The 12,218-nt window shown below is 66.9% G+C and carries 13 protein-coding genes; 8 read left to right on the top strand and 5 right to left on the bottom strand.

All coding sequences use genetic code 11. From position 1 onward, the window contains the following. The first annotated feature begins 2 nt into the window (after positions 1 to 2). Together ABD340_RS21860 and ABD340_RS21855 are read left to right on the top strand one after the other, a co-directional pair. On the top strand, positions 3 to 935 hold the full coding sequence (locus tag ABD340_RS21860; protein WP_344591157.1) for a tetratricopeptide repeat protein: 933 nt from the start codon (positions 3 to 5) through the stop codon (positions 933 to 935). Between the two features lie 493 nt (positions 936 to 1,428). Then, positions 1,429 to 2,334, top strand: a complete 906-nt coding sequence (locus ABD340_RS21855) for a DMT family transporter (RefSeq protein ID WP_344591155.1) — start codon at positions 1,429 to 1,431, stop codon at positions 2,332 to 2,334. Positions 2,335 to 2,580: 246 nt separating this feature from the next. Here the strand turns inward: ABD340_RS21855 and ABD340_RS21850 are convergent, their stop codons facing one another. From ABD340_RS21850 to ABD340_RS21840, 3 genes are all read right to left on the bottom strand, one after another. Then, positions 2,581 to 3,531, bottom strand: a complete 951-nt coding sequence (locus tag ABD340_RS21850; RefSeq protein ID WP_344591153.1) for a hypothetical protein — start codon at positions 3,529 to 3,531, stop codon at positions 2,581 to 2,583. Between the two features lie 100 nt (positions 3,532 to 3,631). After that, complete coding sequence (locus ABD340_RS21845; protein ID WP_344591152.1) at positions 3,632 to 4,051, bottom strand: DUF5959 family protein; 420 nt, start codon at positions 4,049 to 4,051, stop codon at positions 3,632 to 3,634. A gap of 28 nt (positions 4,052 to 4,079) precedes the next feature. Continuing rightward, on the bottom strand, positions 4,080 to 5,081 hold the full coding sequence (locus ABD340_RS21840) for an ArsR/SmtB family transcription factor (protein ID WP_344591150.1): 1,002 nt from the start codon (positions 5,079 to 5,081) through the stop codon (positions 4,080 to 4,082). Between the two features lie 215 nt (positions 5,082 to 5,296). Here ABD340_RS21840 and ABD340_RS21835 point away from each other — a divergent pair, with 215 nt between their 5' ends. From ABD340_RS21835 to ABD340_RS21825, 3 genes are all read left to right on the top strand, one after another. Further along, the gene (locus tag ABD340_RS21835; RefSeq protein ID WP_344591149.1) at positions 5,297 to 5,710 is read left to right on the top strand and encodes a hypothetical protein; all 414 of its coding nucleotides are present in this window, start codon (positions 5,297 to 5,299) and stop codon (positions 5,708 to 5,710) included. Between the two features lie 162 nt (positions 5,711 to 5,872). Then, a complete protein-coding gene (locus ABD340_RS21830; RefSeq protein ID WP_344591147.1) occupies positions 5,873 to 6,109 on the top strand; it encodes a hypothetical protein in 237 nt (78 codons plus the stop codon). Next, the gene (locus ABD340_RS21825; RefSeq protein ID WP_344591146.1) at positions 6,106 to 7,101 is read left to right on the top strand and encodes a serine hydrolase domain-containing protein; all 996 of its coding nucleotides are present in this window, start codon (positions 6,106 to 6,108) and stop codon (positions 7,099 to 7,101) included. The genes ABD340_RS21830 and ABD340_RS21825 overlap by 4 nt, the downstream gene beginning before the upstream one ends. A 428-nt stretch (positions 7,102 to 7,529) precedes the next feature. Here ABD340_RS21825 and ABD340_RS21820 read toward each other — a convergent pair whose 3' ends face one another. Next, positions 7,530 to 7,970, bottom strand: a complete 441-nt coding sequence (locus ABD340_RS21820) for a hypothetical protein (RefSeq protein ID WP_344591144.1) — start codon at positions 7,968 to 7,970, stop codon at positions 7,530 to 7,532. A gap of 337 nt (positions 7,971 to 8,307) precedes the next feature. Next, positions 8,308 to 8,784: a hypothetical protein gene (locus ABD340_RS21815; protein ID WP_344591142.1), complete on the bottom strand. Its 477-nt coding sequence runs from the start codon at positions 8,782 to 8,784 to the stop codon at positions 8,308 to 8,310. A 639-nt stretch (positions 8,785 to 9,423) separates the two neighbouring features. Between ABD340_RS21815 and ABD340_RS21810 the strand changes: the two genes are divergently transcribed. The 3 genes from ABD340_RS21810 (at position 9,424) to ABD340_RS21800 (ending at position 12,064) form a co-directional block, all read left to right on the top strand. Continuing rightward, positions 9,424 to 9,933 carry a hypothetical protein gene (locus ABD340_RS21810; protein ID WP_344591141.1) on the top strand — a complete coding sequence of 170 codons (510 nt, stop codon included), beginning with the start codon at positions 9,424 to 9,426 and terminating at the stop codon, positions 9,931 to 9,933. Next, the gene (locus ABD340_RS21805) at positions 9,897 to 10,490 is read left to right on the top strand and encodes a hypothetical protein (protein ID WP_344591140.1); all 594 of its coding nucleotides are present in this window, start codon (positions 9,897 to 9,899) and stop codon (positions 10,488 to 10,490) included. Before ABD340_RS21810 ends, ABD340_RS21805 begins: the two co-directional genes overlap by 37 nt. A gap of 545 nt (positions 10,491 to 11,035) precedes the next feature. Next, complete coding sequence (locus tag ABD340_RS21800) at positions 11,036 to 12,064, top strand: phosphotransferase family protein (protein WP_344591139.1); 1,029 nt, start codon at positions 11,036 to 11,038, stop codon at positions 12,062 to 12,064. Positions 12,065 to 12,218 lie beyond the last annotated feature (154 nt).

Here is a 12,218-nt window from a genome sequence, read left to right as displayed (position 1 = left end):
CCATGACCACGGGCGACCTGCTGAAGAAGTACGCCTGGGAGGCGGAGGACCGGAAGTCGGGCGACCTCGAAGGCTCGTTCACCGAGATCCGGGCCCGCTACGAGGAGGCCTTGCGCGACGGCCCGGACAAGGCCACGGCAGCCACCGGCCTTGCCGTCTTGACCGCCGCGAAACTGCTGGCGTACGTCCGCAACGATCTCGGCGAGCGATGGTGGGACCACGAGGAACCGCCCCTGCCCCTCAACGATGACCAGGTGACCGCCCGCTCGCTGGCCGAGGACGTCGTCCAGGCCGCCCGGCGCGCCCTCGAACTCGACCCGTCCGACAACCTGGCCGCCTTCACCCTGGGCCTGACGCTGGAGCACCTCGGAGACCGGGACGGCGCCGTCGAAGCGCTCCTGACGGCCCTCCGCCTGGACCCGGCCGACCACGTCGTCGAGGAATGGCTGCCCCAACTGGGCCATCGCCCGCCGGAACGCCCGGCGACACCCGTTCCGTGCCGGCATTCCCACGCCTTCTTCCTGCTCCGCCACGCCCAGATGGTCAACAACAGCGGTGATCGGGCCGAGTGGTCGTGGCCGCTGGACGACGCGGCCGACGTCCGCCGGATCGTCGACGGGTGGATCGGTGAGTTCCCCTGGGACGTCGTCTTCGAGCAGGAGGAGGACGACGACCCCGACTACTGGGACCCGGAGTCGCCGGACTTCGACCCGACCCCCGACCACGACCTCTCCGTGGAGATCCACATACCCGGCGAGCCGACCGCCGTACGGGACGTGAACCAGGGCCTGCGCCGGACGCCGGACGACGAGGTCGACATGGACTGGCAGGTGGTCCCCCTGCCCCAGTCGCTCCCGAACCCGCTGCCGCCAGGCCGTCCCATCCGGACAGGCGGCGTCACCTACTTCTCCGGCGAGAACCAGCGGGACCTCTGACCGCGGGGCGCCGGGCCCGCGTGCCTCCTCTACGCGTGCCCGACGCTACGTTCCCCGGCACACAGGGGCCACTGGCCTCAGGCGCATACCCGCTACGACCAGCGCGGCGGCCCACGGGCACCGATCGGTCTCGATCTCCAGCGGCACTTGGAGTTCCTCGAGTTCGCCGTCTCGGACATCGAGGTTGACCACGTGCACCTGCTGCGCTGATCGGCGAGGTCGGCGAGACCCCGCTGCTGTGAAGCGTGACCCGCATGTCAGACTTGTGGCGAGAACGCAAACACGCAAACAGAACTGACTCCGGCTCTCTCGAGTCGTGTCCGTAACCGGGCGCAATCGAGGAGCCGGGGGATATTTCCCGGGACTCCTCGGTGCGCCCCGCACATCAAAGGGGAGTCCCTTGAAGGGAAGGTTTCAAAAACGAAGTCCATGGAGCGCGATCTCCAGGACTCTCAAAGTTCCGCGGGAAATCTGGGTCAAGGCAAAGGCCCGGATGTCCGCTGGCGTCGCGATCCCCATCTTGATGGTGATCCTGACAATGCTGCTGGGGCAGGTCGGCACTTTCCTGTCCATCAAAACAGGGTTTCTCAAGGAGGTCGACGCTCTCACGACGAGTTGCGTCACCGGCATCGTCATGTCGGTGGTTCTTTGGATAAGGGTGCGACCGTGGCGGGAGAAGGCCAGCTGGGCGTTATGGTGGCGAGCGGTCACGATAGGGATCGTGATCGTCGGGACCTCCATCGCCGGTGACACGGCATTCAGGGTCCTTGAGGTGGCAACCGTGACCGCTCTGATGGTTGTCGCGACCTCTCACATTTCCGTTGCCTGCAGAATTGTGGCGGAATGGACGAGGGGACGACGCGGCCTGGGTGATCTTCGGTGGCTGGCGGGCTCACTGTGTGGTGTCCTGCTGCTGTCGCCTCCCGGGGCGGTATCGCCGACGGGATTGTTCCTGGTCGTCGCCGGGTCGGCGTCCTACCACCTCACTCAGAAGTTCAGGTCTGATCTGCCCGACGATGATCTCGACACCTACTCGGCTCTGTCCAGACTGCCGATGGTGCCGTTCTTCTTCGTCCTTCTCTTCTATTACGGAGACGGGGCGGCGGGAGTCGTCGACATGGGCTTGATCAACTTCCTGATCTGCGTCTGGGCAGGGGTGGTGGGATCGATCATCAGCCTGGTCAGAAACACCGCATGGAAAAAGGGGGTTCGAGCGGTTGGTGAATCCATGCTCAATCCGCTCATCCCTGCGCTAACCGCCCTCGTCGGAGTACTGGCGGGGCAAACACTGCCGTGGCCGGCTTTCGTGGGCATCGGCTTGATCGTGCTGTCGAGCATCGGCGGCGCACGATCCGATCTGCGTCAGCAGAAGGCGGAGCAGCAGCAAGGGTCTGACTGACCTTACGCGGCGGGGAGGAACTGTCCTCCCCGCCGTACATCGCCGGTCCAGGACACCGTCCAGACGTCGCGGTCGACCGGGCGGCGGACGGACTACGGGCGGGTGCCGGGCACCGGCCATCCACCGGGAGGCGATCCAGTGGCTGTGGATTTCCGGGTGACCGCCACCGCATCGAGCGGATCCGCCAACGCGGACGCCCCATCTGGCGCAGAGCAGAAGAGGCCGAGACCACCGCGGCGATCGCCGTCAGGCGTCCGCCAATCCGCTGATCTTCCACGCACCGCCCACCCGGACGAACGTGACCCTGAGGGCCAGGGCGGAACCAGGGGAGCCGGTGATGTCACCGAGGTTGACGAACATCAGCAGTTCAGCGGACCGGTCATCACGCCGGATGATCCCGGACCGGCGAACAGAACTGCTGTACGAGAGGGACATCCGCCCCTGACGGACCAGGGTGCCGTCGCGCAGGATGATTTCAGGCCGGCGGGTGGAATCGCCGTCCGGGGCGGACGTCCGTTTTTCACGGGCCAGGATCTGAGCGTACTGCCGCGGGGCAGCACCCGTCAGGCGGCTCAGATCGGGTCCTGCGGCTTTCGACCGAGGTGCACCGATGACCGCGCCCATGACCTCTTCGGCCTTTTCGATGAACCGATATTCCTCGGTCGGCTCGCCTCTGAGGGCCCTGGCTTCGAGGAGCACCACCTGGGAGCCGGATGTCGGGTGCAGAGAGCCCATCCGCCAACCCTGTGAGGTAAGGATCATGACCACGTCATAGCGGCGCATGGCATCGACGCCTTTGGCCCTGCCCCGCACGACGGCCATCAGCGTTACCCATGGCTGATCGGTCCTGCGGCTGCCCGTGACCACCAACGTGGACACCCTCGCCGCGGACAACCTCTCGCGCGGCTGGGAGAGCGGAGCGTTCTCGAACAGCCGGCCACGGAGATATCCCGTGGTGACCGCCGTGTCGATCCGCTGACGTTCGCCGGGATCGCCGAGGTCCGCCGTGCTGAGGGTGAGCAGCTGGCGGGTCGCGACCTCGGCGGCCCGCTCACGGTCGGCCGCGGGGAGCGGGGGGACGGGCGCGTCCGTGGGGGCCAGGACCGCCAGTGCGATGGAACCCGCCAGGACGACCGAAACGGAGACCAGCGTGGCCTGGGCACATTCGGTCATGATCTTCCAACGCCTGATCGACATTTGATCATGATCGCAGCGAGTTCACCTTCACCGTACGGAGCACATCGACACCGGCGCCCGCTTCTCCACTGCCGTCTACGGAGAGTACGGCCGGTGATCGCTACGCGCTTTCCCGTGCTTCCAGCAGTGTGCGGAGGCGGTCTCGGTGGTCGGTGATCCAGTCGTCCGGCAGGTCCACGGGCACTCGCACCGTGACCATTGAGCGCGTTTCGTCGTCCACTACGACTTCTGGGCAGTCCCGTTCTCCGGTGAGCCGGATGGAGACGGAAGGGCCGCGGGACATTCTCATCCACGCGATGTCCTCGCCGGCGTCGAGCGTGTCGAGGGCCTCGGCCCAGGAGCGCAGCTTCCGGTCGTCCAGGACCAGATCGGTGCGGCCGCTCACGAACGGCGTCTCGACGATGATCTCGGCCGCGAGTCCCGCCGGCCAAGACGGCATGGGGCCGACGACACGGATGCGAACGCTGTTCCCCTCCTCGTCGGCGAGTACGACGAGGTCCATTGGCGCGATGTCTGCCACATCGGGATTGTCGCGCACTGCGGCGGTGTCATTCCTCCGGTGGGCATTCCTGGCCGGAGGGCGCGTTGATCAGGGACTCGCCCGCCGGTCGCAGGGAATGGACGACGTGGCCGCCGTGCCGGACGGTGCTGATGAGACCGGCGTCGCGGAGCACGCCCGCGTGCTGGCTGGCCGACGCGAGGGAGATTCCGGTGCGGCGGGCCAGTTCGGTGGTGGTGCAGCCGCCGGGAGCGCTGAGTTCGGTCAGGACGGTGGTGCGCGTCCGGCCGAGCAGGGCGGCCAGCGGACGTCTCGGGTCGCGCCGGGAGGACGGGGCCAGCCAGGTCAGATCGTGTTCGATCGGGAAGGCGAGCACGGGTGTGAGGTCGGTGTCGTAATAGGTGAAGGGCTGCTTCCAGCAGAAGAACGACGGGAGCAGGCGAAGGCCCCGCCCGTCGAGGTGGACGTCGTGCTCCCTGCCGTAGGGCAGTTTCAGGACCGGTGAATTCCACTCGGCCTCTGGGTGCAGATCTGTGAGGACGGCCTCGATGCCCGCGTGCAGGAACGTCCGGCCGCGGTTGGTGAGGTCGGCGTGCACGCGGGCCCGGATGCGGGCCCAATAAGGGTCGAGCGCGTGCGAGTGATAGTCGCGCAGCGCTCGCCCGAGCGTGTGGAGCGACCGGGCGGAGCCGTCGGCCAGTTCGGTGTTGGGGCCGCGCAGTGTTTGCTGGGCGGCCAGGGTGGCCATGTCTCCGCGGACGAGCCGGCGGGGTGTCGCTAAGACCAGGTCGAGCCCGGTGCCGAGGTCGCTCGCCTCCTGTGCGGGGGTCAGGAAGTCGGGCGAGTAGCCGACGGGCGGTGCGAGATGGAGGAGCCATCGAGTGGACGGCGGCAGCTCCGCCCGGACGCGCCGCCGCCAGCCGTCGTAGATCATCCGCCCTTCGCCGTCGGTGAGTTTGTGCAGGCTGAGCAGCAGTTCCCACATCGGTTCCGGACCGGTGGCGAGCCGGGTGCGGCCCAGGTCTTCCCCCGTGAAATGAATGCGCAGCATGGAGCAAATACCCCCGTATGTCGCTGACATGCCGTCGCGATCTTCTCCCGACACTAGATGATCAAGCACTTGATTGGCCGCATCCGGCCGTGGTTTCAGGCAGGAGTGAAAGGTCCGTCGGGTCCTTGCGGAAGCGGCTGATGATCTCTTCACGTCCCCCGCACGGGGCGGGAGACGTGAACGGGGGAAGCAGCTCCCTCGGGGAGGAGTTCACCATGAAGATCGCGAGGATCCCGGCGCTCACGGTGGCGGGGGCCGCCGTCGGGTTCGCCGTCCTCACGGGCGGGGGCAGTGCGCTCGCCGAGACGGCCGTGCCCGAGCCGGCCGCGCAGTCCAGCACGTCCAAGGCCGCGGTCAAGGCGACCTGGAACCACAACAAGGTGAAGGGCGCCAAGTCCTCCGGGACCATCACCACCAAGAAGGCCACGGGGTCGATGAAGGACACCCGCAAGGACGGCAAGTGCGCCCGCGTGCGGGTCGAGTGGTGGTCGAAGAGCGGCAAGTACGACAAGGACACCTTCAAGGTCTGCGGCAAGGGCAAGACGAAGAAGATCTCCGCCAAGCCGGGTGACAAGGGCAACTACTGGACGGCCAACTATGCGAGGGCGGTCACCACCGACACCGTCTAGTAACGAGCGAAGCGGCGTGCCGGGGACCGTGCCGGTCCTGGCACGCCGCGGTCCTCAGTGGAGCCTTTGCGCCGCGGCATGGTCGCCGGACAGCAGGGCCATGCGCCAAGGTCTGGTCAACCCAGGTTGACCAGACCTTGGTGGTCAACTTAGGTTGACCTCATGGACGTTGAAGAGCTTACGGACCTTGTGGTCGCGACAGCGGACAAGGACCCGGTGGTGGGCTTGGACGCCGTGGCCCGGATCCGCGCGGAGATGGAGCGGACGGAGGCGGTGCTCGTCCGCCGGGCGCGCAATGCCGGTGCGACATGGGTGGACATCGCCGCCGTCTTGGGGGTTTCCAAACAAGCGGTCCACAAGAAGTACCGGGGTCGTCAGGTGTTCGGCGGCCGATCGTGACGGCGGTGTACGGCGACGGCGGGCTCGCCACGAGGATCGGCGAACTGCTCGGCGCCCGGCACCCTGTGGCGGCCGCCGCCCTGGTCTCCTACCGTGGGGTGACGGCGGCCGGCCGGGGCGCTGACCTCGATGAGGCGGACTTCGAGGTCGGGTCGATCTCGAAGGCGGTCACCGGGCTGCTGTACGCCGACGCGCTGGACCGGGGGGAGATCAGGCATGACTCGACCCTGGGCGAGCTGCTGCCGCTCGGCGATGTCCCCGCCGCGGAAGTGACGCTGGCCTCGCTCAGCACCCATCGGTCGGGGCTGCCCAGGCTGCCCAAGTCGGCGCACCCGCTGCGGCGGACCGTCGCCCTATGGCGGCACGGCACAAATCCTTACGGTGACGACCTCCAGCAGCTCCTCGCCCAAGCCCGAAGCGTGCGAGTGGGCAGGCCACGGACGCGCTACTCCAATTTCGGGTTCGAGCTGCTCGGCCATGCGATCGCCGGTGCGGCCGGAATGCCTTACGCGGATCTCGTGCACGAGCGCATCGCCGGTCCACTGGGACTCGACCGCTTCTACCTGCCCGCGACGGCCGACGAGGTCCGGCCGACCGCCCTCGTCGGCCGCAGCCGACGAGGGCGGCGACGGGAACCGTGGACCGGAGAGGCGATCGGGCCGGCGGGCGGCATCCGAGCCTCCATCTCGGACATGGCCCGCCTCGTGACCGCGCTGCTCGACGGCTCCGTTCCCGGCATGCCCGCCCTCGATCCGGTCGCCCCGTTTGGCAGGGGAGCGCGGATCGGCGCCGGCTGGATCACCATCGATGTCAGAGGGCGTCCGATCACCTGGCACAACGGCGGCACCGGCGGCTTCCGGTCCTGGGTCGGACTCGACCGTGACAACGGCACCGGCGCCGTCATCCTGTCCGCCACCTCGGCCTCGGTCGATCGGCACGGCTTCTCGCTGCTGACCGAGCACACGCGGCAGATGAGCTCCACCAGCCGATAAGGATCAGGCGGGCCGGACGTGGCCGCAAACCGCGCGGGGCTGCTCAGTCGACACCGACGGTCTGTCGCTCGGGCTCGATCACGACCACGACCACGACGCGCTCTTGCCGTCGGGCGAGTACGCGGCGCAGATCGATCTCCCTTTTCAGAGGTGCCCGTGTCATGACAAGGGCGTCCGGCGGTGACCGTCCTGCGGCCTGTCCGCCGCGCAACCAGCCGTGGTGTCGCCGTCGCGGCGGCGCTTGGCGGGCTTCTGGTCGCTCCGGCCATGACGTCGGCCTGTCGGGGCGTCAGTGGCGGCAGGACCTGGGCGGCCAAGGGAGCCGGCGGGTCCTCGAAAGAGGCGGGCCCCGTGGTCGCAACCACGGGGCCGGCCGTTACCGGGGGACCGGCCTGGTAGGCCGGTCCCTGTTGAACACCCCGCAGCCGTCAGGCGGCCCCGCGGGCGCGCTTCTTGGCACGCCGACGGCGGACGACCCTGGCGAGGACGACGCCGTAGAGGATGCCGAGGAAGGTGCCGATGGGGAAACCGCCGACGGCGAGGAGGCCGCCGGCGACGAAGCCGTCGAAGCCGCCCGTGTCCTCGACGGCGTTGGTGACGGCGCTGACGGCGACGACGGCGATGCCGCCGCAGAGGACGGCGGCGCCGGTGTTGGCCAAGACCCTGGCCTTGCCCCTGATGAACCAGCCGTACTCCGCGTCGGCCTCCACGACGGCGAAGGTGCCGCCGAGGATGGCGGCGCCGGCGCCGGCGACGACACCGGTGTAACCGCCGCCGAAGACGCCGCCGATGACGCCGCCGATGACGCCGGCGATGCCACCGAGGACGACGCCGAGCACGACGTCGGGGATAACTAAGTGAGGTTTCATGGGGGTCGGTCTCCTTTTTCATAAGTGCTCGTGCCTTTACACGAGGCTTCCGGAGGTGACCGTCCTGCGGCCTGCCCGCCGCGCAACCGGCCGGCCGGGAGCTTTCGGTGGTGTCGCCGTCGCGGCGGCGCTTGGCGGGCTTCTGGTCGCTCCGGCCATGACGTCGGCCTGTCGGGGCGTCAGTGGCGGCAGGACCTGGGCGGCCAAGGGAGCCGGCGGGTCCTCGAAAGAGGCGGGCCCCGTGGTCGCAACCACGGGGCCGGCCGTTACCGGGGGACCGGCCTGGTAGGCCGGTCCCCTGTCGCACACCCCGCAGCCGTCAGGGCCCCAGGGCGAGCTATTTGTCGCCGCGCTGAAGGCGTCGGCTGACGCGGAGGACGACGATGTTGAAGGCGACACAGCGGACGAGGCCGCCGAAGGCACGGCGGACGAGGCCGCCGAAGGCACCACCGATGAGGCCGCCGATGACGCCGCCGATGTATCCGCCGCCGACGGTGCGGACGATGTTGTGGACGAAAACGTCGCCGCCGCCGACGTCGCCCATGGCGGCGCTGGCGTTGGTGATGGCGCTGGCGGCGACGACGGCCAGGGCGCCACCGAGGACGCAAGCGGCCGTGTTGACGATGGCCTTGGCCTTGCCGCTGACGAGGTCGCCATCGTCCCCGTCGGCGAAGTAGAAGGCGCCGAGGCCGCCGAGGATGGCGGCGGTGGCGCCGGCGAGCATGCCGACGGGACCGTTGCCGATGTAGCCACCGAGGACGCCGCCGACGACACCACCGAGGGCGACACCGGGGGCGACGAGGTTTTGTTTCATGGGGAACTCCTTTGCGTAGGCGCTGTGCCGTTTACACAGGCGTCAGGCGGTGACCGTCCTGAGGCCTGCCTGCCGTGCAACCACCCAGCCAGGAGTTTGCCGGGTGAGGCTCTTCTTCATCGCGGGGCCACCAGCACGCGCCGGCGGAGCCGTGAACCCACAGGCCTGCGAACAACGGCTTCCGCCAGTCTCAACCGCGGATAGGCCCTCCACTCGGGACCGTGCGCTCAGATGAGAAGTAGCTTCGCGTGATAACGGGAACGGCGCAGGGCGGCGGGGGTACGCCCTGGGCGGCTCGGAACTCTTCGGGGAACGGGCTTTTCAGCCCGGGAATTCGAGGTCGGCGGATCCTGTCATTCGAAAGCCGTCGGCGTTGGCTGGTCAGGCTGCAGGCACAACGCGGCATAGCCCAGGCGTCCCGCAGCGGCCGGCTTGATCACCTGAGTACGCGACGTGGGGTTGAGACGTCGGGCCGAAAAGTCCGCCTCGTGACTGGAATGGGTGTACGCAGTCGGGAGGGGTCCCGACCGGAATATCTACAATGGCAGACGGTGGCGGCTTGTCTTCGTACCCGGGAGCATGCGGCTGCGTTTTCGCAGGTCAGGTACTCAACGCTGACGGCAGGGGAAGGTGCGGCACATGCCAGACGACGTCGACTACACCATGAGGGACATGGCTCGCCACGGTGGCGTCGTCCTCAAGTTCGGCGTCGTCGTGCTCGTCGTCGGCCTCGTCCTCGGCCTCATGTACGTGTTCGGCTGGGGGTTCTTCGCCCAGACCACGGCGCCGTGGCGCGGCGCGACCGAGAAGCGGGAGCGGGTCGAGGGCAGCGGGAGTTACCGGATCGCCGCGTACAACCATTTTTTCGACCTCTGCGCCCAAGTGCAGTCCGACGAGGCCTCGGTGCGGAACCTGCGGCGTGAGTTGACATCGAACCCGAAGCCCGGCGATGAGCGTGCGATGCAGATCAACGCGTCGATCACGGCGCTGGAGAACAACCGGGCCGAGAACATCAACCAGTACAACGCCGATGCCGCGAAGAAGTACACCGAGGGGCAGTTTCGGAGCTCGGGGCTGCCGTACCGGCTCGTTTTGAGTACCAAGGAGACACAATGCACGTCGAGTTCACCGTCACCCGCACACACGTGAAGCGCGTCCTCGGCTTGTTGGCCACCGCGGTCGTGACCATGATCGCTCTCGGCAGTTGCACGGACAGCTCCGGCAAGCAGGAGCAGGACCGTACCCTGGGCGGGTACTCGCAACTGGTCGCGCGGCAGCCTAGCCAGACCATGAACTACTCACCGACCCGCAACACGGCCAACTTCTGGATCAATACCTGGAACAAGCCCGGGAAACTGAGCTACGTCTACCTGCAGAACAGTGACGGCGAAATACTCGGCTACTACGTCTTCAAGGGCCTTCCGGTCCCCTACTGCGTCAGCCTCACACCACCTGACCAGGTCAACGGGAGCGGCAACAACTACGGCGTCGTGCGTAAGGCGCCGGCCGTTGACGGTGTTTACTACGGCGAGGGTGACTGCTCCCGCTATTTCGGCATGGATGCGACGACCGGCGCGTACGTCGAGTACACCGCTGGTCTCGGGATCAACGTGCTGCTCTACGACCAGCCACTGCCGAACAACCCGAATGTGAAGCCGCTCGGACGCACCCGGATCGACAAGGACGGCAAGCCGGTCACGCAGTGAACCAGTGCCCCGTCATGCAACGTTGATATCGATCCAGGCGCAGATTACCGAGTCGGGGGTCAAGCCCGCATCGGGGGCTGAGGCTGACAGGCGCAAAAGGCGGTGGAAGCAGGCTTGGGCCCGCTTCCACCGCGAATCGCGATGATATGCGGGTGAGGGAAAACGCTCCTGCGATCGCCCCCGCGCTGGCTCTCCTTTGTCCGATCGGTACCTGACCGTGTTGGCCAGGCGAAGGAGGCCGTCCTGGGCGAACCCCAGGACGGCCTTCACCTTGCGTTCGGGAGCCCGGTACTCCCTGCTCCCGCCCCGCAGGGTTCGCTTCTACTGCGGACCGCATCGTCGCTCCCTCTGAACAGGGCTTTTGGCACTGGACTTCGACCCGGCCGTTCCCGGATGAAGTCCCCGGCCTGCTTTCGGGCCTCCTGGCGGTCCCCGTCCTGCTGGGCGCGCCAAGAACCCCGGTTGCGGCATCACCCTTCTCCCGGACAGTAAAAATCACCTCGAACACGAGGGGTAGGTGTTTGACGCAATCAAAAGAGGCTTAAATGTGCGACAAATTCAGGCGTCTCGTCGCCGAGACTGATCCCGGAATCGTAACCAAGATGCTCGCGGCCGACCCGGCTCTAGTCCACCGACTGCGTGGAGCCGCCACTTCGTCGGAGGCTCCTGCCTTCAGTGGATCGTCAAACCGAATGGTGCGAGTCGGGAATCTCCTGGTGCGTTTCTCTAGTGCGGACCGGGACAGGTTGGATCTGCGGCTTCTTCGTGAGGTTGACGTGTTGTATGCAATACGGCCTCATCTCGGAGAAATGGCAAGCCGCCTCGTGTATGTGGGGCTTGGCTGGTCCGTGCACATGTTCGAGGAGGGGTGTTTGCTGCTCGACATTGCACCGCGAGGTCAACCAGTGCCGCGATTCCTGTTCGCACAGCTCGCTGACTTTTTCAGCGAATTGTCCAAGGTGTCGCACCGTGGTCTTCTGCGGCTTCGCGAATGGCCATCGAACGGCGATACGGCGGCCGTCGGGCGCTGCCTTGGCGCCTATGCGGCGAGGTTCAACAGGCCTGAATTCCGTGACCTCGGCATTCCGGCTGAACCGCTGCGGCCGATTCGCTTCGAAAAACTCACTCGCCGACCGTTCCAGCTTCTTCACGGCGACCTGCACCGCGGGAATGTAATTATTCGCCCCACCGGTTTGGTCGTGGTGGACTGGGAGTTGGCTCTGATCGGGGACGCCGTGTACGACATGGCAACACACCTGCACCTCATGGGCTATTCCGAAGAAGAGGAAGAGGCCATCCTGGGGTCCTGGGTCGAAAGAATGCCACCTTGGTCAATCGCGGGGTGGCAGTCGGATCTGCCGACCTACCGGCAGTTCGGGCGAGTCAAATCAGCGATCGTCGACACCATCCGCGTCATCAAAAAATTCAGAAAGGGGGGAATGTCGCCTGGTGAGGAGGCGGACCTGATCGTTGGGTTGACCTCTACACTGAACGCCGCCGGTTGTTCCATCTGGGGCTGGAAGGCTCCGCTCGCTCCCGACCAAGTGGCCACTATCACTCGGAGGCTCTGTTGAGTCGGTGAGTAGAGTAACGGAGACAAAGGAAACATGCGCTCGCGCTGGCTCGCTGATTAAGGATCATTGGGCCCCGTCCGGCATATCCTGTGGACCATCGCTTGCACATATCTGCGAGCGATGGTCCATTTCTTGATTACCGTACCGACCGCCG

This window comes from Actinomadura vinacea (assembly GCF_039532545.1).
Taxonomy (GTDB): domain Bacteria; phylum Actinomycetota; class Actinomycetes; order Streptosporangiales; family Streptosporangiaceae; genus Spirillospora; species Spirillospora vinacea.
Note: the sequence above shows the minus strand (reverse complement) of the source record. Positions and strands in the feature narration are given on the sequence as shown.